At 61.8% G+C, this 21,472-nt stretch carries 20 protein-coding genes and 3 pseudogenes; 14 read left to right on the top strand and 9 right to left on the bottom strand.

The annotated features are described in order from the left end of the window. The first annotated feature begins 541 nt into the window (after positions 1 to 541). On the top strand, positions 542 to 1,291 hold the full coding sequence (locus ACVWZ7_RS02655) for a hypothetical protein (protein WP_456506890.1): 750 nt from the start codon (positions 542 to 544) through the stop codon (positions 1,289 to 1,291). Positions 1,292 to 1,533: 242 nt separating this feature from the next. Here ACVWZ7_RS02655 and ACVWZ7_RS02650 read toward each other — a convergent pair whose 3' ends face one another. Continuing rightward, complete coding sequence (locus ACVWZ7_RS02650; RefSeq protein ID WP_456506889.1) at positions 1,534 to 2,403, bottom strand: hypothetical protein; 870 nt, start codon at positions 2,401 to 2,403, stop codon at positions 1,534 to 1,536. 62 nt (positions 2,404 to 2,465) lie between these two features. Between ACVWZ7_RS02650 and ACVWZ7_RS02645 the strand changes: the two genes are divergently transcribed. The 3 genes from ACVWZ7_RS02645 (at position 2,466) to ACVWZ7_RS02635 (ending at position 6,003) form a co-directional block, all read left to right on the top strand. Beyond that, positions 2,466 to 3,754, top strand: a protein-coding gene (locus tag ACVWZ7_RS02645) for an IS3 family transposase (protein ID WP_456509054.1) whose coding sequence is annotated in 2 segments (ribosomal slippage) — positions 2,466 to 2,739 and positions 2,739 to 3,754 — 1,290 coding nt in all. Because the reading frame shifts where the segments join, the coding sequence is not laid out codon by codon here. Next, complete coding sequence (locus ACVWZ7_RS02640) at positions 3,699 to 4,061, top strand: abortive infection family protein (RefSeq protein ID WP_456506888.1); 363 nt, start codon at positions 3,699 to 3,701, stop codon at positions 4,059 to 4,061. The genes ACVWZ7_RS02645 and ACVWZ7_RS02640 overlap by 56 nt, the downstream gene beginning before the upstream one ends. A gap of 457 nt (positions 4,062 to 4,518) precedes the next feature. Then, positions 4,519 to 6,003: a hypothetical protein gene (locus tag ACVWZ7_RS02635; protein ID WP_456506887.1), complete on the top strand. Its 1,485-nt coding sequence runs from the start codon at positions 4,519 to 4,521 to the stop codon at positions 6,001 to 6,003. Positions 6,004 to 6,226: 223 nt separating this feature from the next. On the opposite strand, the pseudogene ACVWZ7_RS02630 reads toward ACVWZ7_RS02635, so the two are convergent. Together ACVWZ7_RS02630 and ACVWZ7_RS02625 are read right to left on the bottom strand one after the other, a co-directional pair. Further along, a pseudogene (locus ACVWZ7_RS02630) lies at positions 6,227 to 6,661 on the bottom strand (transposase); the annotation flags it as partial. 111 nt (positions 6,662 to 6,772) lie between these two features. After that, the gene (locus ACVWZ7_RS02625) at positions 6,773 to 6,997 is read right to left on the bottom strand and encodes a hypothetical protein (protein WP_456506886.1); all 225 of its coding nucleotides are present in this window, start codon (positions 6,995 to 6,997) and stop codon (positions 6,773 to 6,775) included. Positions 6,998 to 7,334: 337 nt separating this feature from the next. Between ACVWZ7_RS02625 and ACVWZ7_RS02620 the strand changes: the two genes are divergently transcribed. Next, positions 7,335 to 8,054, top strand: coding sequence for a DUF732 domain-containing protein (locus tag ACVWZ7_RS02620; protein ID WP_456506885.1), 720 nt, complete (start codon positions 7,335 to 7,337; stop codon positions 8,052 to 8,054). A 267-nt stretch (positions 8,055 to 8,321) separates the two neighbouring features. Further along, the gene (locus ACVWZ7_RS02615) at positions 8,322 to 8,651 is read left to right on the top strand and encodes a hypothetical protein (RefSeq protein WP_456506884.1); all 330 of its coding nucleotides are present in this window, start codon (positions 8,322 to 8,324) and stop codon (positions 8,649 to 8,651) included. Positions 8,652 to 8,841: 190 nt separating this feature from the next. On the opposite strand, the gene ACVWZ7_RS02610 is transcribed toward ACVWZ7_RS02615, so the two are convergent. After that, positions 8,842 to 9,459 (bottom strand): TetR/AcrR family transcriptional regulator, encoded by a 618-nt coding sequence (locus ACVWZ7_RS02610; RefSeq protein WP_456506883.1) that lies wholly within the window; start codon positions 9,457 to 9,459, stop codon positions 8,842 to 8,844. A 143-nt stretch (positions 9,460 to 9,602) separates the two neighbouring features. Between ACVWZ7_RS02610 and ACVWZ7_RS02605 the strand changes: the two genes are divergently transcribed. The 5 genes and pseudogenes from ACVWZ7_RS02605 (at position 9,603) to ACVWZ7_RS02585 (ending at position 12,738) form a co-directional block, all read left to right on the top strand. Beyond that, a complete protein-coding gene (locus tag ACVWZ7_RS02605; RefSeq protein ID WP_456506882.1) occupies positions 9,603 to 10,547 on the top strand; it encodes an aldo/keto reductase in 945 nt (314 codons plus the stop codon). A 22-nt stretch (positions 10,548 to 10,569) separates the two neighbouring features. Next, complete coding sequence (locus ACVWZ7_RS02600) at positions 10,570 to 11,604, top strand: aldo/keto reductase (RefSeq protein WP_456506881.1); 1,035 nt, start codon at positions 10,570 to 10,572, stop codon at positions 11,602 to 11,604. 53 nt (positions 11,605 to 11,657) lie between these two features. After that, positions 11,658 to 12,044 (top strand): nuclear transport factor 2 family protein, encoded by a 387-nt coding sequence (locus ACVWZ7_RS02595; RefSeq protein ID WP_456506880.1) that lies wholly within the window; start codon positions 11,658 to 11,660, stop codon positions 12,042 to 12,044. A gap of 60 nt (positions 12,045 to 12,104) precedes the next feature. Then, positions 12,105 to 12,424, top strand: a pseudogene (locus tag ACVWZ7_RS02590) (zinc-binding dehydrogenase); the annotation flags it as partial. A 176-nt stretch (positions 12,425 to 12,600) separates the two neighbouring features. Then, positions 12,601 to 12,738 carry a hypothetical protein gene (locus ACVWZ7_RS02585; protein WP_456506879.1) on the top strand — a complete coding sequence of 46 codons (138 nt, stop codon included), beginning with the start codon at positions 12,601 to 12,603 and terminating at the stop codon, positions 12,736 to 12,738. A 159-nt stretch (positions 12,739 to 12,897) separates the two neighbouring features. On the opposite strand, the gene ACVWZ7_RS02580 is transcribed toward ACVWZ7_RS02585, so the two are convergent. Both ACVWZ7_RS02580 and ACVWZ7_RS02575 read right to left on the bottom strand, forming a co-directional pair. Further along, positions 12,898 to 13,272: a CBU_0592 family membrane protein gene (locus ACVWZ7_RS02580; RefSeq protein WP_456506878.1), complete on the bottom strand. Its 375-nt coding sequence runs from the start codon at positions 13,270 to 13,272 to the stop codon at positions 12,898 to 12,900. Positions 13,273 to 13,354: 82 nt separating this feature from the next. Then, complete coding sequence (locus ACVWZ7_RS02575) at positions 13,355 to 13,558, bottom strand: hypothetical protein (protein WP_456506877.1); 204 nt, start codon at positions 13,556 to 13,558, stop codon at positions 13,355 to 13,357. Positions 13,559 to 14,058: 500 nt separating this feature from the next. Between ACVWZ7_RS02575 and ACVWZ7_RS02570 the strand changes: the two genes are divergently transcribed. Continuing rightward, entirely contained in the window at positions 14,059 to 15,462 is a 1,404-nt protein-coding gene (locus tag ACVWZ7_RS02570) for an MFS transporter (protein WP_456506876.1), read from the top strand. 132 nt (positions 15,463 to 15,594) lie between these two features. After that, entirely contained in the window at positions 15,595 to 16,383 is a 789-nt protein-coding gene (locus tag ACVWZ7_RS02565) for an IclR family transcriptional regulator (RefSeq protein ID WP_456506875.1), read from the top strand. A 30-nt stretch (positions 16,384 to 16,413) separates the two neighbouring features. Here ACVWZ7_RS02565 and ACVWZ7_RS02560 read toward each other — a convergent pair. From ACVWZ7_RS02560 to ACVWZ7_RS02550, 3 genes and pseudogenes are all read right to left on the bottom strand, one after another. Continuing rightward, positions 16,414 to 17,369, bottom strand: a pseudogene (locus ACVWZ7_RS02560) (quinone oxidoreductase family protein). 73 nt (positions 17,370 to 17,442) lie between these two features. Beyond that, positions 17,443 to 18,282 (bottom strand): HpcH/HpaI aldolase family protein, encoded by an 840-nt coding sequence (locus tag ACVWZ7_RS02555; protein WP_091252548.1) that lies wholly within the window; start codon positions 18,280 to 18,282, stop codon positions 17,443 to 17,445. A gap of 92 nt (positions 18,283 to 18,374) precedes the next feature. Then, a complete protein-coding gene (locus ACVWZ7_RS02550; protein WP_456506874.1) occupies positions 18,375 to 19,736 on the bottom strand; it encodes an MFS transporter in 1,362 nt (453 codons plus the stop codon). Between the two features lie 313 nt (positions 19,737 to 20,049). On the opposite strand from ACVWZ7_RS02550, the gene ACVWZ7_RS02545 reads away from it, so the two are divergent. Beyond that, positions 20,050 to 21,435, top strand: a complete 1,386-nt coding sequence (locus ACVWZ7_RS02545) for an LLM class flavin-dependent oxidoreductase (protein ID WP_456506873.1) — start codon at positions 20,050 to 20,052, stop codon at positions 21,433 to 21,435. Positions 21,436 to 21,472: the final 37 nt, after the last annotated feature.

The raw sequence follows: 21,472 nt of genomic DNA, 5'->3' as shown, positions 1-21,472 counted from the left end.
GTCCAAGAGCACCCTGGCGACGGCCGTCTCCCGGCGGAACACCTCGTCGTAAACTCTTGTCCGGCGAAAACCCCTGACGTGCACAAGAGTTGGCCGTGTTACAGCCTTGCGTCGGCGTTGCTTTTGACGAGCAGGTCATGTTGTTCAGAGGTGAAGGAGGGATAACGAAGAAAGATCTTTGCCGTAGCCCAGCGCTGAAATCGGGACTTCCAGTTGCCATCCTGTGGCCCGTGGGTTGGGTCCGCCTCGCCCTCGGCATCGAACCTACAGGTCGGACAAAGAGAGAGTGTGGACAATGTCCACATTCTCCATCCCGGACGGGCGAGTAAACCTGCCCGAACTGGCCCGGATGCGGCATGATCCGCGCCCTCCCACTGTTTCCGAGGCCCAGGAATCGTGTGAGCGCCTAGCCTTTCATAGTCCTCCTCGCATTAATGCGCGGTAATTCCTCCTTTCTCAGATGCAGCCGATCGGCTCTCCGCATATAGGATCCGGGGGTGAATGTTTTCGTATGCGGTGACGCGCTGTGAAGTTCTTGAGGTTGACGCTGGCATGGATCCTTGTTGTTGTCCTTGCTTGGTGGATGACGGTGCAGGGCATTCGCCTGGATCAAGGCATTCCGGACCCGTTCATTGGGTTCACCCGAGGCCAGTGGGCTATTCTGCTCAGCGGGTTCATCGGTGCTGGGTTGAGTGCCGGAATCGCGTACATTGCTTTCAAGCGGACTCTTGTGCTGCAGCGACGCCAGTTCGCGGCACAGGCCAGGTCCGACGAAGAACGGCTGGAGCTGCAGCTCAGGGCACAAAGAAAGCAGTTTTACGAGCAACTCGCTTCCCAGGACGAAGCTCTTCGTGAGCAGCTCGATGCCAATTCTGATGAGGCCAGTAGGGGCCGAGCGCTTGCGGCCGCCGCTGATGCAGTGGCTACCCTTGAGCGGGTCACTGAGGAATATGCAGACTCTCAGGCTTTGACGATGGCACGGCAGTATTCCGTCGCAATCATCAGATGGACGTTCGAACTAACTGATGAGCCGCTTCGAACTGAGCTCAGACTTTGGCGGACTATTGTGCGCGATGCTGTCTTCGAGTCGAGCCTGGAGCATCGAAACATGCGTCCTGTGACCGGTTCTCCTCAACGGTTAGAAGCACTGGCTGAGGGCTTCCAAGAGGCTGTCGTAGCGTGGGAGGCGGGGAGGGCCCAGGAACGCACAGTTGACTTCACTCGCATGCTCACTGAAGCGCGCACAAAATACATCAACACCAAGCTCCAGTCTCAAAGGCAAGGAAGTTAGCTCGGCCCGACTACGCGGCAAGCCCCCTTCCTGCTGCGGACTACGACGGCGGCCAGTTGCAAGGCACCCGACGGGAACCGCAGGGTGCTGTTTCTTGACGAGACGTCAATCGATAGCACCCCACAGTCCCGGTCAACGTGAAACCAGTCCCGTTTGGATGTGGGCCACTGGTGGTGAAACCACAAAGGACCAGAGCTATGTGAGGGCTCTGGTCCTTGTAGTTGCATGTTCTGGACTCGGAGTTAGCGACGAATGATCCTGCCCACGGGTGAGGCTACGTGAGTGTTGGCTATGGCTTCAGGTTTGAGAGCGCCTTGTGCGATTTCTGAAAGGGTCAGAACGGGGGCATACACGATATGCCCGACGATGAAGGCATTGAAGAGTTCTTCGTTTGCCTCCGCACGTTTTTTCGCAGCCTCCCGCAGTAGTAACAATGCAGCGATTCCGATGCCCACCCCTAATACGAGGGCGAGCATCAATTGATCCTCGCTTATCAGGCGGGCGGCCAGAACGAAGGCAAGCAGCAGAGAGGGAAAGACGAGAGCAGCCCGAAAAGCGGCTTCAGACTTGGCCTTGTCGTACTGGTCGTACGCCTTGTCGTGCTTCGAGTGTAGTTGGACAGCCACAATGTCCAAGTCATCTATCAGGGATGTCACGATCTGGTTGTGAAGATAAGTCTCTACTTCAATCTCATCAAGATTCATCGAGGTAAGCCGATCTCGCGTCCGGTCGGCGTCAGAAACTGTCGATTTCAAGACGACGCCGGCTGGTGCCTTGTCCAGCGCGGCCCTGATTTCAGCGGTGAGTTTTTTTGACAGCCGCTGATAACTGGTGGCAGACACGAGAAGGACGGGAGGACCCGACTTCTTCCACTTGCGCTCCAAAAGCAGGTACATGACCGCCCGGTCGAGCGAAAGAACCATGCCCACGAGATAGCCGACGAAAGCAATCAATCCGAGCGACCCGGCCGGTCCGAGATAGTCCATCAAGCGCCTGATGTTGCCCGTTAGGGAATCTCCTTGGTCCACCTTAGCTACGGTGTTTCCGAAAATGAGCCACAGAGTAAGGAGGAGCATCATGCCGGACGACAATGAACTCTTCATGTCGCGCAAGTTCGTCAGGATGAACCGTCCCGGGTTTGATGCCGCTATCTTCTTTGAGAAAGATAGTGATTATGCCCAAGCAGTTCCCTCCCGAGGTCCGTGACCGTGCAGTGCGCATGACCCTGGACAGGTTGTCCGAATACCCGTCTGTTTATGCCGCTTGCAAGGCACTCGCGCCGAAGCTCGGAGTCGGTGCAGAATCGCTGCGTCGTTGGGTTGTCCAGGCCCAGGTCGATGCCGGCGAGAAGACCGGACCGAGCAGTGACGAGCTGGAGGAAATCAAGCGGCTTCGGGCTGAGGTGCGGGACTTGAAGGAGTCCAACGAGATCCTGAAACAGGCCTCGATTTTCTTCGCGAGGGAGCTCGACCCTCGCCGCCGCTGATCTGTCGGTTCATCGACGAAATGCGCGCTGTTGGTTATGCGGTCGAGTCGATCTGCGCCGTCCTGCGGGAGCAGGGCGTGCAGGTCGCCGCACGAACCTACCGGGCGTGGAAGAAGCGCCTGCCTGCCCTGCGCACCATCGAAGACGCACGAATCACCGACGCGCTGCGCAGCTTGAAAGTCCCCGACGCGAAGGGACGCCCCCGGCCCGAGATCATCTACGGGCGGCGGAAGATGACGCAGTGGCTGCGCCGTAACGGCTTCCCCGAAGCTTCCAAACACACCGTGGACCGGCTCATGCGCGACGAGGGCATGAACGGCCTCGTCCGGGGTCGCAAGACCCGCACCACGGTCCCCGGCAAGGATGGCCGCCGCGCCGGCGACCTGCTGGACCGGGACTTCACCGCCCCGGCCCCGAACCGGGTCTGGGTGACGGATTTTACGTATGTCCCGGTGTACTCGGGATTCGTCTATGTCGCCCTGGTCATCGACCTGTACTCCCGGGCGATCGTCGGCTGGGAAACCTCAACCGTCAAGGACACGGCGTTCGTCGAACACTGCCTGCGGATGGCCCTGTGGCGGCGGGAGCAGACCGGCCGGCCCGTGCCGGCGGGACTGATCCATCATTCCGATGCGGGCAGCCAATATACCTCCATCCGGTACACCGACACACTGGCCCTGGAGGGCCTGCAGCCGTCCATTGGCAGCGTCGGTGATGCCTATGACAATGCTGCCGCGGAGACCGTGATGGGGCTGTTCAAGAATGAGGCCGTCGCGAAGGATTCACCGTTCCGCACGGGGGCGTTGAAGAACGAAACCGATGTGATGGAGATCGTTTTCGAGTGGGTCCACTGGTACAACAACCAGCGCCTCCATTCCTCCCTCGGGCACCAGACGCCCGAGGAATTCGAGCAGGCATACTATGCTCGAGAAATCGGCTCGTTACCCGACGACGCCGCCAACAAACAGGCGGCATGATTCCCGGGACGGTTCACCCGACTTGTACAAAAAGGTGGGGGAATCACTAAGGATCAATGCCGAGAGCGTTTCCGGCAGCAGCAAGGCCTGCCAATCCGTTCAAAAGCTATTCCGTACTCTGGCGACGACGGTGCAGTGTGTTGTTGAGTTGCGCAACGAGATTGGGACAGGGCATGGGCGCACGACCGAGAGCATTGCTACAGAGGCGCACGCTCGTCTGGCATTGAACAGCACTGTTACCATCACTGAGTTCTTGCTCGATACGCTGGGCCGGCGAAGGTCTAGTCAGGCGAGTTTCACATTGTGATCTTGATTGAACTGCGCCACTACAGCAGTCACGGTGATAAGTGACACGGGGGTGAATGTCCTTGAGCGTTTTCGGGGCCCCCGGCTGCCACGAAAGTTTGTCTAAACCTGTGCGAGGTCCGCACGGGAGGGCAGCCCAGTCGAAGGGGACTCGCTTTGGGACGCCGGCAAGATTTTCGGGGCGGCGTAGCTGGATAAGGTCGGAGAACTCAAGGAAATACTTGCGACGGAATCTATTGATGTCTTCATACTTCTCGCGTAGCCAGTGCGAGTGTGGAATACGACCCGGTGATATGGCCTCCGCAGTTTCGGGTGCCTGGGGGCTGAAATTCGCGCCCTCGTGGCAGGGTCATGAAAATCAGAGTGCCATCACCCGCATGCGATGACGACGTCAGGTGCTGCCAGGCTGATCCTCCGGTATGCCAGGACGTGTCAGTAGCATCCGCTAGTCTAACGGGATGAACAGCGAGCGTGGGGACTCCCAAGAAGTACTGGACGAAGCAGAGGTTGAGGAGGACCAAGGGCCAAGTCCAGAAGAGCGGCAAGATTATCGGTTCAGCCAGATATGCCAGGATTTCGTCGAGTACCTTGAGTCGGTATCCGATTTGCTCGACGAGTTGGCCCCTCATGTTGAACATCTCGACAATCGGGCGCGGGATGTTGAAACTATTCTCGCGGGCAGCGAACACACTTTCAGTCGGGATGACATCAGTGAGATCGAGGTGTTCTTCGACAAGCATCTATTTGTTGAAGAGCCCAAGCCGGTGGGTGCGCTTATTGGCACCCTCTACGCGTCCTACCAAGACAAGTCATGGCAACCCGGGCTCGTTTATCTTCTATACAAGCAAGCTACATATAAACCAAAGCTCACTATCCTCAATAACTCTCAGATCACCATGATTATCAGCGGGCTCGAGTCAGTGCTGGGAGAATTGACCACGCACTACTTCCGGGTGGCGCCACAGGCGCTGGAAGCGGGGCGAGAGCGGGAGAAAGAATTTTCCCTGGGCGATTTGAAGAAGCTGGGCAGCATAGAGGACGCCGTTGAATCTGCCATTGCCTCGCGTGTAGATGGGCTCCTTCATGGCAGCATCGCTGGGTGGCGCAAGTTTTATAAGGACCGACTCAACTTCGACTTCACCGATCTTGCTATCGATTGGGCCACTGCTGAAGAGGTATTTGAACGCCGACACGCAATTATTCATAACGGCGGCCGGGCGACTAAAAAGTACCTCAACGTGACCAAACAAACCGGCATCGTTGTCGATGAGCCGCTCATATCTGATGCAGAGTATGTACGTTCGGCCATCGATCAGTTGCTTGTTCTTGGTTACTCGTTGGCTATTAGCGTTTGGCGGAAGTTCGCACACAGTAAGGGCCGCCCTGACAGCAGCCTCCTTGACGTCTCCTACAAAATGCTCGTTCGCCGACGTTGGGCCGCTGCCGAGCAACTGTGTGCCCATGGTCTAGAACACGCGGCCTCTGCGGAAAATGCGCATCTGTACCGCGTGAATCTGTGGCTGGCCCGGCGCGGGCTAGGGGAGGCCAAGGCAGTTTCCAAGGAAGTCGAAAACTGGGACGTTTCAGCTTTGAAAGTCGATTTTCAGCTGGCAAAAGCCTGCCTCAGCGAGGACTACGACACTGCCTTTGACCTCCTGCCGGAAATGGTCAAATCAGGCCGGATCAGCGGTGACGATTTACTCCGCTGGCCACTCCTTGAAGGTATGCGCGCGGATGCACGCTTTGCTACGTTCGCGGGTGCCATTGAAGCATCACTGAGCGAATCAGACCTCGTCTACCAACTGCCGGGGGGCAAGGTTTATCACTTAACCTCCTGCGCTAGCCGTGGGGCGGGAGCGAGGTTAGTTCCGCTTGAAGAAGCGACCGAATCAGGAGCTCGCCCATGCAAGACTTGCCACGGGCGAGAGAAGGACGCGGCGTAAACAAGAAAGTATTGCTAGGGCTCGGCAGGTGCCTAATTATGTGAGCAATGGCAACCACCTTCAATCTCCGTTACAGTCGCGTTGTCGCTCCGCGCCCACCCGGATGACGTCAACTTGGGTGCGTATCCGCGCCAAGCGTGCGGGAATTAGAGATGTGGGGTGGTTGGTGAACTACTCGATAGGGGCCTCAAACGGGGTGTGGACATTGATGCTCCTATACACGTCAATGTTCTCTGAGCCAGGTTTCGTAGCGCTGGTGGAAGACATCATCCCGGCTGAGTCCGCGTTCCAGGCGGGACAGGGCGGTGGGCCAGACGTGGAGGGCGTCGGCGGCTTGCTGAAGGGTCAGGTGCTTAGCTGTGCGTGTTGTCCGGAGAGTTCCTGCGTCGGGGGCGGGGCGCGGGTGGCGGAGTTGGTCGTAGATTTCCCGGGCGACGTAGCGTTTGAGGCAGCGCATGATTTCTTTGGTGCTTTTGCCCTCCTGACGCCGTCTGGCTACGTAGGCCCTGGTTCTGCTGTCGTAGCGCATCCGCACGAGGACCACGTGGTGGATGGCTTTGTTGGCCTGCCGGTCGCCGGCGCGGCTGAGCCGGTGACGGGAGGTCTTTCCCGATGATGCGGGGATCGGTGCGACGCCGACCAGGGCGGCGAACCCCGAGAGTCAACGAAATCCGGGGCAGTCCCCTTGGAACTGCATGACTTGCTGAGACTCGGGATCAAATCCTCATGTTCAGCCCGGTCGGCCGCCGGAATTCCTGGGAAAGTCTCGTCATGCCCCTCGATGATGTTCTCGAGCATCGGGTAGGGGCAGCACGCGCACCGCGGCGGCGATCAGGATGGCCGTGACGGCCTCCTCATAGGGGCGGTTCCCCGTCTTGCAGAACTCCGACATGCCTGGGTACTTGGGGTCCTTGGTCCCGCGCAGATGGAACGTCTCATAAGCCTCTCCGGCAGCCTCAAAGCCGTTCAGCCGGACCCCGTCGGTCTCGTTCATGATCGGCAGGCCCTGCCCGTTCCGGCCGCAGATGGTAACCCCGGCGGCGGCGATGATTTTCCGCGACTCGGCAATGACCTCGGCCGTGGCGGTGAGGTCCGGAAAGTAGTGGGTGTAGCCCGTGGGTGCTCCTTATTTGCCAGGAGACTTTGATACCTCATGAGCATTTGCCTTGAGGCCTCCGGAACCCTCGGCCACGGCGCGCTGCAGCTCGGCTCGGCGGGTACTCATCAAGGTGACCCGCACGGTGCCTGCAAAGTCGAGTACAGGATACTCATGACACCCACAGTGACAGGATGCAACAGTTGGCATTCGGTGATCTGACGGGGGAGTACGAGTGACAAAACTACATCGGCCAACGCGCGCACTTTCGATTGGGGCGTTCTGTGCCATGATGCCGGTCATGGCCGGTTGCTCCGGAGCCGCCACGTCTGGGCCGGCGGCCACGGTCACGGTGACGGCGGAGCCGACGGTAACGGCGGTGGCAGCAGCGACGCCCAAGACAACGATTGCTCCCAGCCAATCCTCGCAAGCCCCTATTACTGCCAAGGCAGACACAGGCCACGCCGACTGGATCGAGTATGTTCGCAACCGGGCCGTGAGCGGTACCGTCCGGAGTCAGACAGACGTTGAAATCGTGGCAAGTGCAAAGAAAATGTGTGACCAGATGCGGGGCGGAGATCTGTTCGAGGAGGCGGCCATAAAATTGGTTGCCACTGGCCTGCCAAAACCCTACCAAACCGACATGCAGCTCATCCTGGGTACAGGAACCGCCGCGTTCTGTCCTGAATTCCTCGCTGGTTCAGGCACAGACGACGCCGCAATTCTCCAGAGGCTGCGGACTGTCGCTCCCACCATCGCTCACAACCCCGACGCTGGCATATTGGAACAAGCACGCACCGCGTGTCCGTCCATTTCCGAAGGGCCGGCCGGCGCCGCCGCAACGATTGCGGAGGCACGCCGTGCCTGGGGCCACGACCAGGGCTACAAATTCATCTTCATATCTGCTCGGTACTATTGCCCGGCCCAAATGGAAAACGTCATCGCGAAGAAGTAGCCGCTCCTCGATGCCCGGCCCTTCAAGGATCGGTTGGAAAAGATGGCTGAGCTCATGGAGGGTAGCGAAAAGGAACTGGGCGGGGACACACAAGTAGGTAGCTGAATCCTGCCCTGACCATTGCTCCAGCTGTTCGTCCACTCCGGGATTGTCTGCGATGAGCCTGTCCGGGATCGCCGGGAACTGCAGGCTGGCAACTAGCGCGTAGCAATCGTCATCACTGGGGAAGGTCTTGGAATCGAGCATGTCAGCCCAGAGTTTCCGGCCTTGTTGCAGCGCAGTATCGGTTTGCTGGGATGTGATGGTTTCGATGTGGTGTTCGACGGCAGTCGCCTTGGCTGCTTCCTGGCCGGGGGTTGGGAGGGTGATGCGGTTGGTGGGTTGGATAGAGCTGCCGCGGTAGATGAACTCGGCGTTGATCGCGCTGGTCTGGGTGGAGCTGACGGGCAGTGCGAGGCTGGTGCCTTGTTCGCCGGCGTCCGGGGAGAAGATTTCGTCCCCGACGAAGAGCCCGTGTCGGATGGTGATGCCCTGCTCGGCGAGGACCCGGTCGGTGCGGCGATGGTGCCGGCATACGGCCGGCCTGGCTCGCCGTGAGCACCTGTCTGACGTCAGGTTTGGGTGTAGTCCAACTTGGTTTGATCTCCCGGCGTGCAACGCCTTCGAGGAGGCTGATCGTTGGGTGTGGCGGGCAGCCAACCCTGATTCTTCAGTTCCCTGGCGACCAAATGAGGGTCGGTGGCGTCGCGGCGCACGCAATTCTCGGCGGCCGTGTCAATGCTGGGCATCACTTGCCTCCCCAGGCGGCGATGGCGCGCTCGACACAGGTTGTGACGCAGGCGCGTATGTTGGTTTCGGGGTTGAGGAGCCATTGCAGGCCGATGCCGTCCATCATGGCGGTGAGTAGCCGCACCTCGATTTCGATCTGCCTAGGGGCGAGGGGGGCGATGTCCCCGGCCTCGACGGCTTCGCGCAAGTGCGCGGCGAGGGTGCCCAGGTTGGCGGCGTACCGCTGAGTGATGAACGCGTGGGCAGGGTGGGCCGGGTTGGAGGCCTCGGCTGCAATGGTCGTGAACAGCTCAAGCGGCCCCCGGTTGTCCCGGTGGGCTGCCATGACGTCTGGCAGCCGCCGGAAGTAGTCCAGGCCGCTGACGTCGGTCAGGCTGTTTTCTACGGTCTGTCGGTCCCATTCGTCCAGCACGGCCGTGAGCAGCCCTTCCTTGCTGCCGAAGTGCTGGATCAGGGTGGCGTGGTTGACTCCTGCCTGCTCGGCGATCGTGCGGAGTGAGCCGCCGGCGAAGCCGTGTTCGCCGAAGACGTCCATGGCGATGCCGATGAGCTGCTCGCGTCGGCGGATTCCTGTTCGGTAGGGGCCTCGTGTTCTGGTCTGCGCGGTTTCTGGCATGCCACTACTTTCTCACGGACATTGCTGAAATATAACCGATCGGTTAGTGTTTAAGGTGAGACGGCCCGTGCCGCCCGGGACGTCCCGACAGATCGCCGCACGTGTCAGCCCAGTCCCGAAACTCGCAGATGGGAATCCTTTAGATGAAGTACTCCGTTCTCGGCCCGACCGGCGTGCGTGTGTCACGCATCTGCGTGGGCACGGCGACCTTCGGCGTGGCGCCGAGCGCACACGAAGCTGATGGCGTCGTGGGAGCAGCCCTGGACCTGGGCATCAACTTCTTCGACACCGCGGACGTCTACGGTGCCCCACCCGCCTCAGAGCGCGAGTCCGCCGAGGTCATCCTCGGCCGCGCCCTCGCCGGTCATCGGGACGAGGTGGTGCTGGCCACGAAGTCGGGGGAGTGCCGCTTCGACCCGGATGCCGGACTCTCGCGCCGGTACGTCATCCAGCGGGTCGAGCAGAGCTTGCGGCGGCTGCGCACGGACCGCATCGACCTCTATTACGCGCATTTCCCTGATCCAAGCACGCCGCTGGAGCAGACACTCGCCGCCTACGACGACCTGATCCGTCAGGGAAAGCTGCGTTACGTCGCACTGTCCAACCACCCGGCCTGGCAGGTGACTGAGTCACTGTGGATCGCCGATGACCGTCGGCTGGTCTCCGCTCCCGTGGCTGCGCAGGTGATGTACAGCCTCCTGGACCGAAGCGTCGAGCGGGAGCTGAGTGGCGCGTGCACGCGGTTCGGTCTGTCGATCATTCCCTACGCACCGTTGCATGGTGGCCTGTTGGCCGACCTGTCGGTGCTGGACCGACCGATCGCCGGAGGCAAGCGCCACGGCGGACCCGGATATTCGGAGTCCGAGATCGCGGTCGCCCGCCAGCTCGACCGGCTGGCCCGCGAGTGGGGGTTGGGAATGCAGCAGGTCTCGCTGGCGTGGCTGCTGTCCCGGCCTGCCGTGGCCTCGGTCATCGTCGGAGCCGAGACGATCGATGAGCTCCGCGCCAACGCTTCGGCTGCCGATGTCGAGCTCACCCAGGAACAGCTGGATGCGGTCTCGGCACTGACGGCCGAGACCAGGTCCTGATCGGAAGAGACGAGGAACGTTGATGAAGTACTCACTTCTTGGCCAGACCGGTGTCAGGGTCTCACGGATCGCGCTGGGCACCGCCACTTTCGGGGTCGCACCGACCGCGGAAAACTCAGACCGGGTCGTCGGCGCTGCGCTGGATCTTGGCATCAACTTCGTCGACACGGCAAACGTGTACGGCAACATGCCCGTATTCGACCGGCCTGGAGCCAAGCCTGCCGTGGAACGCGAACCGGCCGAACGGATCCTCGGGCGTGCCCTGCGCGGACGCCGTGATGAGATGGTGATCGCCACCAAGTCCAATGGCATCGTCGGGCTCGGGCTCAATGACCGCGGGCTGTCACGCAGGCACATCATCGATCAGGTAGAGACGAGCCTGCGTCGCTTGCAGACCGATTACATCGATCTCTATTACGCCCACGACATCGACCCGGACACACGGCCAGAACAGACGCTTGCCGTCTATGACGATCTGATCCGACAGGGCAAGATCCGCTACGTCGGGCTGTCCAACCACCCGGCCTGGCAGGTCACCCGCGCGCTGTGGATCGCTGACGACCGCCGGCTGGTCTCCGCTCCCGTAGCCGCACAGGTGAAGTACAACCTCATCGACCGCGCCGCCGAGCGGGAGCTCGCACCGGCGTGCGAGCAGTTCGGACTCTCAATCATTCCCTATGCCCCGCTGCATGGCGGCCTTCTCGCAAACCTCTCGGTCCTCGGACGCGAGGTCTCCGGCGACGAGCGATTCGGCGCACCGGGGTTCACCGAGGCTGAGATCGCCCTGGCCCGCGAGGTGCACCGGCTCAGCCGTGAATGGGGCTTAAGCCCGTACCAGGTCGCCCTGGCCTGGCTGCTGTCCCGCCCCGCCGTCGCCTCCGTGATCGTCGGCCCCGAGAACGTCGATGAGCTTCGCGCGAACGCCACCGCCGCGGACATCGCGCTCGAACCGGTCAAGCTGGATACCCTGACGGCGCTGGTCGTCGAACCACCGGCCTTCCACCACCGTGCCGGGGGCGGGCCCATCAGGCCACCCGACACAGACTCAACCGTCTGAGCCACCACTCACTCGAGTTTTCCATGCACAAACAACACAGTAAGGAACCAACCATGTCCCGTGCCGACCAGACCACCGTCGACTTCCTGACCGAGTACTTCGCCGTCATGGAGAAGAAGGATTACGAGCGCCTCGGCGACTACTACGCCGACGACATCACCCTCACCTTCGCCAACGCCCCGACCGTCAAGGGCAAGGACGTCGTGCTGGCGCAGATGACCGCGATCGGCGGCAAAGTTGAATCCCTAGCCCACCCGTTGATCAACGTCTGGCAGGAAGAAAACAGCGTCGTCGTGTTCGAGGTCGACAGCGCCTGGCGCTTCCTTGACGGGGTCGAGGTGACGATCAGGGCCTGCTCGATCTTCACCATCGCCGACGGAAAGTTCAACGACCAGCGCATCTACGTCGACAACAGCCCCATCAACTCCTACCTAAGCTAAGCCCGGCAGCGATTGTGTGTGGCCCTCCTTTGCAGCGGGTCATCATTTCCAGCACGCGACGACCGGCAGGCACTCGCCCGGGAATTCGGGGCGACCGACGGCCTTGCCGCGCGCGGCGGGGCCTTCGTGGAGAAGGTCAAGGCGCTTACCAATGACTTTGGCGCGAACAGCGTCATCGAGGCAGTCGGCATGGCCGAGGCGTTCGCCCAGGCACGCAGGTCGGTCCGTCCAGGCGGGCAATCGGCTATGTCGGCATCACCCGTGACGTGCACATCCCTGGCGACGAGCTGTGCTTCGACCAGATGCACCTTCACGGCGGACCAGCACCTGTGCGCCGTTTCCTGCCCGAGCTGATCTGGGACCGGAAGATCGATCCGGGCTGGGCCGCCTCGGCTAGCGAAGTTGTCTTTCGACCCGCCTTTGTCCCACAGTCTGTTGCACAATTGCCTTGGGGTCACATCACCGTGCTCTGGAAGAGGCCGAAACCCCGGAACAGCGTTCCTGATGTACCTCCGCCGCCGTCGAGTAAGGCTGGTCGCGGAGCCTACATATGAACATGATGATGAACAAAACGCTGGAATGGACGGGCGCAGCGCCCTCGCACTCCCGGAAGCAGGCGTCCCCGATGCTCGGCCAGAAAAGCGAAGACGCCGACCGGAGCCCACAACTTACCGGCCAGCGCGTCCACATCTAATACCCGCGTTGCGCGTCCTCGCGTCCCTGCATAACCCAACTCAACCATCAGGCACACGAGTCCAGCCGACGCGCCCGATCCGCGATGATTTCAGCAGTCTCCTACGGTCGGTGGCGGGGACCGGGAAGGGAAGTCAATGCTGCGAGTGCGCAGGCGGGCTCAGGCCTGATGCTTGGGCGCACGCCCGTCGGCGTCACTATGCACGGCACTGGCCAGAACCTCAATAACAGCGAGCTGGCCGGTCGTGTCGGGGAGGCCTGGAAACTGTGGAGCATCAGCAGTCGGCACGGGCGGCTGGCTCGCTGATCGCATGCGAAGAAGCGCAACGGCGGAAATGAGGAACCATGCGATGTTCGTGACCACGGAAGGCCATGCTTCGTGGACCGCGCCATTGACAATGAAGGCACAAGCGCCGACGAGGTTTGCCGTCTGGAAGCGCCTGCCGGCCTTCAACCAGCCCATGGAGACGGCCAGATAGGCAGTCAGAATCAGAGCCGCGCCTGCCCATCCGGCGATTTCCCAGAGCACTTCCATGGTGTCCTTTCAAAAAGCGGGCCCACCGTGTTAGCTGCTGGGCTTTCGGAGTTTACTTTCGGTCGGGCCATTGGCGAATGTGTCAGGCGCCGGGCGCCACGCCGCTTTCCGCGGCTTTGTCGACTTCCAGGTACAGCCCTTCCCAAGGTGCCGCGGTGATCCGGGAACTCGGTGCGCTGGGCCGGACCTCGGCGACCGCGGCCTCGTGGCTGGACTGGGTGCCCCAATGTCGGGTGGCCCGACGGTGTCGCAGGGCTACAGAAAAGCGGCGTTGGACGGTGGTCATGATGGCTTCCTTTCTGAAGCTATCGGCAGACATGTGAGGCGCTCAAAAATGAGCGTGCCGTTCATCAGATGAACGCAGAAGGATCATGACATATGTCACTTCCCGCGCGCAAGGGGTCGGTATGGCACGAGCGCATCGTAGACAAAAAAGTGAACACGAAGTTCATTTTCTCTATTGCGCGCGCGAGTGAGCTGCGTCACAATAGAAGTAGTTCATTTATTGAACGTCACGTTCAATTTTCTTCTAGCTGTGGGTGTGATCGGTGATGACACGACGGGACAGGATCGGGGCAGGAGGCCGGAACTCGGCAGAGACCGCGCCGGCCATGGAAAAGAATGTCCAGACCGCGACTGTGCAGAGTCCAATGGCGGATTACGAGGGGGCGCTCTTCCCCGACATGGCGGACTAGCCGCGTCCCTCAGCCTCTGGTCACGTCTTAGGGAAGCAGTCGCCTGACGGCCATGCCGGGATTTATACTCACGAGAACAAGGAAGTTCACCGTGAATCCACCTGTAGACCCGGTCAATGGCCCGTCCGAAACGATGCGAACGACGCCGGATCCGCGCAAGACGCGATTCATCTACAAGCTCAGCGCCATCATCGCCGGCGGCATGTACATCGACGGCTTCATCCTTGGAAGCATCGGTCTGGTCATGCCGGCCCTGAGTGCCGACCTTAACCTCTCCTTCGCATGGCAGGGACTGATCGGGGCGTCGGCCCTCATTGGAATCTTCTTCGGAGGACCGATCGGCGGCTACCTGGCCGACAAAGTCGGACGCAAGCCGATGTTTATCGTCGATCTGGCCGTCTTCCTGATGGGTTCGGCCGCACAATTCTTCGTGGGGGAGGCCTGGCAGCTCTTCGTAGTCCGCCTCGTCATGGGGATGGCAATCGGCGCGGACTATGCGATCGGCTGGCCGTTGCTGGCCGAATTCTCACCCGCCAAACTGCGGGGCAAGCTGCTGGCCTTCCAGGAAGTGGCCTGGTACGTCGGCTACCTGAGTTCCTACGCGATCGGCTATGTCATGTCCAGGGCGATCCACGCCGACTGGCGCGTCATCCTGGGCATGAGCACCATCCCCTCGCTCATCGTGTTCCTTCTGCGTCTCGGCACACCCGAGTCACCCCGTTGGCTCCTCAACAAAGGACGCGTGGACGAAGCCATGGCCATCGCCAACGAGTGCATGGAGCCTTCCGACGTCCGTGAACTGGAAGCTGAAAAGCGGGAAAAGACGAGCTTCCGCAAGCTCTTCTCGCCGGAGTACCGCAGGGCAACCATCTTCATCTGCGTCTTCTGGGTCTGCAATGTCACCCCATATTTCGCCATTGCGACCTTTGCGCCCATCGTGCTCGAGAGCCTGGGCGTCGAAGACGGCCTTGCCGGCGCCCTCCTCCTCAACGGCGTCGTCGTCGCTGGCTCCCTTGCCTCGATGTTCCTCATCGAGCGGGTCGGGCGCCGCAAGCTTTCCATCCCGCCCATGTGGGCTGCCGCCGTCGCCCTCGTCATCATCGGACTGTTCGCGCACGTATCACCGCTCGTCATCCTGGTCTGCTTCGTGACCTTCTCCTTCGCCAACGCCGTCTCGACAGCACTCACCGGGGTTTACCCGGGCGAAGTCTTCCCCACGGAGATCCGGGGCGCCGGCGTAGGCTTCGGCGCAGCCGTCTCCCGCATCGGTGCAGCGGCGGGAACGTTCATCCTCCCGCTGTCCGTGGACGGACTCGGCGCGGGAATCACCATGCTCTTCGCCGCGGCCATCTGCATCATCGGAGCCGTAGTCTCCCAGTTCCTGGCGCCGGAAACCCGGGGGCTGAGCCTGAGTGAAGCGTCTGCGCCCTTCGGTAAGGCTGCGGTCAAGCAGCCCTCCAGTGACCATCCCGCCCAACGGCGGATCGGAGGTTAAGCCCAGCGAGCCAACTAAATGAACACGACATTCAAATTGGGGGCCTAGGATGGGAAAGAGGGCTCTTGTTTCGTCGTGCACACACGATACAGGCGTCCTCGGCCCATAAGTCCCCCGACGAACGGTGTAGAAGTGACTGACTCAGACGTAGAAGAGCTGGCGCAAGAACCCACGGATATGACCAACAAATCGGTCATTAAAGCCGGTGCCCTGCTCCGGGAACTCGGGCGTCACCCGCAAGGGATCACTGTGACTGAACTTGCTCAGGCCGTCGGGATGACCCGCCCCACCGCCTTCCGCCTGCTCCTGACGCTTGAGCAGATCGGGTTTGTCGATCGCGACGACAACCTCTACAAACTCGGCTTCGAGATCGCCCGCCTCGGGCGTCTGGCTGATCCGATATCCGGGCTGGCGGCGCGCCTCCAGCCGATCCTGGATGACCTGGCCGCCGACCTCAACGAGTCGATTGGCTTCGCGATCGTCAACGGCGACCTGGACTACGACCTCGTCGCAGAAAGTTCCGGTTCACGGATCCTCAATGTGCCCCAGCAGTACATCGGCCGAAAGTATCCCCTGCACGCAAGTGCAACGGGCAAGATCCTGCTGGCCGAACTGAGCGACGAAAAGATCGCAGAGGTTTTGCCAGACATGCTGGAGAGCTTCACGCGCCACACCATTAACCGGCGGAGTGATCTGATCCGGGAAATTCACGAGGTCAGGAAGCAGGGCTATGCCACGCTGGATAACGAGCTCGAAGAGGGCCTTTTCACGGTCGGATGCGGGGTACGTGACATCAGCGGGCGCCTGACAGGCGTCATCACGGCGAACGGACCGGGTGAGCGCCTGAGGACCGGCCGCCTGCCGGCCACCGTCGAGAGGCTCCGACAGGCAGCGGACGAGATCGCCAAGGCAATCCTTTGACACTGCCTGACGTTCTCGGGCTGCCGAGCCTCAGAGTGAGGCGAACGTCCGCGGTCCGTTGACATGGGCGGAGTCCGCACCTGGTACCAGAATGACCTTGCCCTGGTTGTCCGCGACTCCAGCGCAGCGTGCGCTTCTCCGGCCTGCTCCAGCGGGAAACGCGCGCCGATCTCGACCTTCAGGATCCCTTCGGTGACCAAATCGGATAGTTCCTGCGACCGCCATCGCCGCTCCTCGGCATCGAGCAGGAAGTCATCGAGCTTGGGGCGGGTGACGGTCAACGAACCGTATTGAGCTGTTGCAGATCGAACGGGGGCACCTGCCCGGAGGCGCCGCCGAAAAGCACGAGCGTGCCGCGGACACGCAGCGCGTCCAGGGAACCTTCGAAGGTGTCCTTGCCGACGCCGTCATACACGACGTCGACGCCTCGGCCGCCGGTCAGCTCGCGCACGCGCTCCGGAACCTGCGCGTACTCAAGGACAAGATCAGCGCCGGCCTTCCGGGCCTGACGGGCCTTTTCCGGAGTGGACGTCGTGGTGATCACGGTGGCCCCGCGATGTTTGAGCAGTTGGGTCAACAGCTTCCCGACACCCCCGGCGCCGGCGTAGGTCAGGACCGTTTCGCCGGGCTGAACCCGGTAGCTGGAATTGATCAGATAGTGTGCTGTGATGCCCTGGGCGAGTAATGCTGCGGCTACATCGTCAGGGACGCCGTCGGGCACTGGAAACGCCTTGTCGGCGTCGAGCACCATGTACTCGGCGTAACTTCCGGTGCCTTCCGTGGTGGCGACCCTGGCGCCCGGGGAGAACCCCGCGACGCCGTCGCCGGTCTCCTCGATGATCCCGGCGGCTTCTACGCCCGGAACCAGGGGGTAGTCGACAGCGTAGACACCTTTGCGCTGGTACGTCTCGATGAAGTTGACGCCGACGGCGGTGACGCCGCACCAACAACTGTCCCGGCCCTGCGACTGGGCGCGGGGTGGCGATCCGCTTGAAGACTTCGGGACCGCCCGGGGGAGGATTTGCATGGCGTAGGGCATGGGTGGAGTCTTCTGGGTTGTCATCCTGCGGCAACTTCGGCCGGCGACGACGGATGGCTCGTGGCCCTTGCTGCTGCCAGTCTTTTCGAGGCTGACACGGCGTTGCGTGCTGCGACGGCGAGCAGCCCGGTGTCCGACGCCGTGGGCATGAAGCGGAAACCGAGGGCGACCATTTTTTCGGACAGTTCCGGTTCGCCCGTGTAGATGCCCGGCGTGACGCCTGCTGCTGTGCAGCGGCGGGCGATGCCGGCCAGGACGCCGTCCTCCCCTTCGCTGGTGAGCTGCTCCAGGGTGCTGCCCAGGCTGAGGGAGAGGTCGTAGGGTCCCACGAAGATCGCGTCGGGTCCGGTAGCCAGGATGGCGTCGAGGTTGGCCAGGCCCTCTGCTGTTTCGATCATCAGGATGCACAGCGTGTCGTCCTGCCGATTGCCTGGAACCGGCTTGGGGTAGCGGGGGCTGCGCCGGGTGGGGCCATAGCTTCGCTTCCCGAACGGGGGGAAACGGCACGCGGAAATGAGGGCAGTCGCGACAGCTGCACTTTCGACGGTGGGGAAGATGATTCCCTTTGCGCCCGCGTCGAGGACCCGGCCGATCGTCCCCATGTCGTGGCCCGGAACGCGGACAACGGACGGCACTGAGAACAGCTGTGCGGCTTCGATCAATGGCTGCATCTCGTGGGTCTCGGGGCCGCCATGCTGGCCGTCGATGCAGATCCAGTCGAATCCCTCGGCGGCCAGGATGTCCACCACCGCCGGATCGCGGAAGCTGACCCAGGCGCCCGGGTGCGGCTGTCCGTCGTCGAGAGTCAGCCGCGGGGTCGGAAGGCCGCTGTGGTGTTCGCTTTCGCCGTAGATCTTCATGCGTTTCTCCTGTTGTTCGTCAAAAGACGTTTGGTGCCCACGGAATGGCGCCTGACCGGCTGGACCGGCCAGGCGCCCGTGTCCGCACGCAGTTACTTCACTAGTGCTTTGCCCAGCGGCGCTGAGGTGTCACTGAGGCTGAGGCCCTTGGTTTCGGGTGCCAGGTACTGGGAGATGATGGCGCCCAGGGCGCAGATGCTGGCGGCGATCATCATGGTGATGCCAACGCCCAGGCTGTCGACCGACATGGGGAGGATGAATGTTCCTGCAGCAGCCCCGATCCGGGAGAACGCGGCGGCGAAACCGACGCCGAGACCTCGGATTTCCGTGGGGAAAACTTCGCCCGGGTACACGCCCGTCAGCGCCGTGGAGACGGCGTTGAAGAAGGAGAAGGTCATGAAGCAGATCAGGATGATCATGGGCGAGACATGCGCGAACAGGCCGATGATGACCAGTGCGACGGCGGCAATCCACATCGGCGGGATCGACAGTTTGCGGCGTCCGACCCGTTCGATCAGGTACATCGAGGCCAGCGAACCCGCGACGACCACGCTATTGAGCAGCAGGGCACCAGCCAATCCGTCCTCAACGCCGAGGCTTTCGAGCACGATGGGTGCGAAGGTGGCGATTGCGAAGTACGGGGTGACATTGCAGACCCAGAACATGCAGACGAAGATCGTTGATTTGCGGTATTGCCGGGAGAAGAGCTTGCTGAACCTGGCCCGCGCCGGCTTTTCGTTCGCCATGTCCTGGACGTCGGCCTCCTCCATGTATTCGTGGGCAATGGCGAGGCCCTCCTCAGTCCTGCCCTTGCTGATGAGCCAGCGCGGGGATTCGGGGGAGCCCAGACGCAGGAGGAACACAATGAGCGAGGGGATGGTGCTCATGCCCAGGATGATGCGCCAGTCAGCGTGCAGCGACGTGGACATGAAGTAGCCCACCGCGTAGGAGAGCAAATAACCGACGTACCATGCCACTTCCTGGAAGGCCATGAGTTTGCCCCGCAGCCTGGCGGGCGAGAATTCGACAAGCAGCGGCCATCCGATCGCGTAGTCGGCGCCGATCGCCATGCCCATGAGCAGGCGGATCGCAAACAGCTGCCAGGGCTCGGCCACGAAGAACTGGGCCGCAGAGCCAACCAGGAAGACGGCCAGGTCCACGATAAACATCGGCTTGCGCCCGACCTTGTCGGCCAGGGCCCCGCCAATGGGACCACCGAAGAAGATGCCGATCAGGGCCGAGGCGCCGAGCAGCCCCTGCCAGGTGGCGGAAAGGTTCAGATCCGCGGTCAAGGCCGGCATGACCAGGCCGATGCCGCCCAGGATGAAGCCGTCGATAAACATGCCGCCGGCGATCACCGCGCTGAGCTTGTACAGGAACCGCTTCTTCTGGGGGTCCAGGGCGGCCGGTGACTTCAAGGACGGCCCGGGGGCCGGTGTGACAGGTGCATTCACGATGGACTTCCTTGTTCTCGTGTTTTTCTAACCAGTGGGGGGCCGATGGCTGGGCAGTCGGCGAAAAAGATATGGCCTGAAGATTCAAGGCTCATACGTTCAGTTCTCGAACGTCGTGATCAAAAATATGACACGCACCACATTGGCTGTCAAGGGTTCTCGACGAACTTGCGGATCTGCGTCCCACCCCTTGACAGTGAGCCACGTAACAATCTAAATTGAACGCAGTGTTCAAGTTATGAACGTTGTTAGTGAAGTTGTCGCATTGCCGGCACGAGTCCAAGGAAGCACCGCTGCCATGAAAAATGAACCTTTGAGCCTGTTTGCTTTTGATGTCTTCGCCCCCTCCCACCTGACGTCCGGGTCATGGCGCAACGACGGCGATCAGGGCCACCGCTATACCGATCTCCAGTACTGGACCGGCGTCGCCCGGATGCTTGAGAAGGCCGGCTTCGACGGCATCTTCTTCGCCGACAACGTCGGCTACCACGATGTCTTCCGCGGAAACGGGGATGCGGCCCTGCGCGACGCCGCGCAGTTCCCCATCAATGACCCGACGGTACTGATCAGCGGCATGGCCGCCGTGACCAAGCACCTCACCTTCGGCGTGACGTGCTCGGCAACCTATGAGCCGCCCTATCTGCTGGCCCGCAAGTTCAGCACCCTGGACCACCTCACCTCCGGCCGCGTGGGCTGGAACATCGTGACCTCCTACTCGGAGGCCGCCGCCCGCAACCTCGGCAAGGAACAGCAGCTCACCCCCTTGGAGCGCTATGACATGGCCGACGAGTACATGGAAGTCGTCTACAAGCTCTGGGAAGAATCCTTCGAGGAGGACGCCGTCGTCCGGGACGCCGAATCGGCAACATACATCGACCCGGCCAAGGTGCTTCCGATCAACCACGCCGGTGAGCACTTCACGGTGCCCGGGTTCCACCTGTGCGAGCCTTCCCCGCAGCGCACCCCCGTGCTGTTCCAGGCCGGGTCCTCCGCCCGGGGCATGGAGTTCGGCGGCAAGCACGCCGAAGCGGTGTTCATCCAGAGCACCTCCGTGGAGGGCGCCAAGCGCACCGTGGCCAAGCTCCGACAGGCAGTGGCAGACGCCGGCCGCGATCCCCGGGACGTCAAGATCGTCATCCTGCTCACCGTGGTGGTCGCACCGACCGATGAAGAAGCCCAGGCCAAGTACCGGAAGGCCGTGGACAACGCGCCGATCGACGGCATCCTGGCCCGTTTCAGCGGCTGGACCGGCATCGATATGTCGGAGTACGACCTCGATACTCCCTTGCGGTCCGTCGGAACGAAGGCGGGGCAGTCCATGGTGGACATGTTCTCCAAGGCCGACCCGGACCGGGACTGGACGCCGCGCCAGATCGCGGAATTCCTCGCCGTCGGCGGCACCGGTTCCACCATTGTCGGTTCTCCGGAAACGGTTGCTTCCGAACTGCGCCGCTGGCGCGACGAGGCCGACGTCGACGGCGTCAACCTCAGCTACACCACCAAGCCCGGCAGCTGGGAAGAATTCATTGAACTTGCCCTGCCGGAGCTCCGCGCCCAGGGAATTGTCGCCCCTGAACGCCCGGAGGACCAGGAACCGGTCACCCTGCGCGAAAAGCTCTTCCCCGGCCACAAGTACACCCTGGACGGGCACCCCGCAACGGCACACCGCACCAAGCACCTCAGCGAAGCCGCCCGCTAAGACCCGCCGCCCACTACATATCAACGGAGATATTCCA

This window comes from Arthrobacter sp. TE12232 (assembly GCF_054062615.1).
The sequence above is the reverse complement of the archived record's forward strand: the minus strand, read 5'-3'. Positions and strand labels throughout refer to the sequence as shown.

Coding starts and splice junctions, on each gene's coding strand:
- ACVWZ7_RS02640 (WP_456506888.1), top strand. CDS start 3,699: ATGCTCGAGAAATCGGCTCGTTACCCGACGACGCCGCCAACAAACAGG.
- ACVWZ7_RS02635 (WP_456506887.1), top strand. CDS start 4,519: ATGAACAGCGAGCGTGGGGACTCCCAAGAAGTACTGGACGAAGCAGAG.
- ACVWZ7_RS02625 (WP_456506886.1), bottom strand. CDS start 6,997: ATGAACGAGACCGACGGGGTCCGGCTGAACGGCTTTGAGGCTGCCGGA.
- ACVWZ7_RS02610 (WP_456506883.1), bottom strand. CDS start 9,459: ATGCCAGAAACCGCGCAGACCAGAACACGAGGCCCCTACCGAACAGGA.
- ACVWZ7_RS02605 (WP_456506882.1), top strand. CDS start 9,603: ATGAAGTACTCCGTTCTCGGCCCGACCGGCGTGCGTGTGTCACGCATC.
- ACVWZ7_RS02600 (WP_456506881.1), top strand. CDS start 10,570: ATGAAGTACTCACTTCTTGGCCAGACCGGTGTCAGGGTCTCACGGATC.
- ACVWZ7_RS02595 (WP_456506880.1), top strand. CDS start 11,658: ATGTCCCGTGCCGACCAGACCACCGTCGACTTCCTGACCGAGTACTTC.
- ACVWZ7_RS02585 (WP_456506879.1), top strand. CDS start 12,601: ATGATGATGAACAAAACGCTGGAATGGACGGGCGCAGCGCCCTCGCAC.
- ACVWZ7_RS02580 (WP_456506878.1), bottom strand. CDS start 13,272: ATGGAAGTGCTCTGGGAAATCGCCGGATGGGCAGGCGCGGCTCTGATT.
- ACVWZ7_RS02575 (WP_456506877.1), bottom strand. CDS start 13,558: ATGACCACCGTCCAACGCCGCTTTTCTGTAGCCCTGCGACACCGTCGG.
- ACVWZ7_RS02555 (WP_091252548.1), bottom strand. CDS start 18,282: ATGAAGATCTACGGCGAAAGCGAACACCACAGCGGCCTTCCGACCCCG.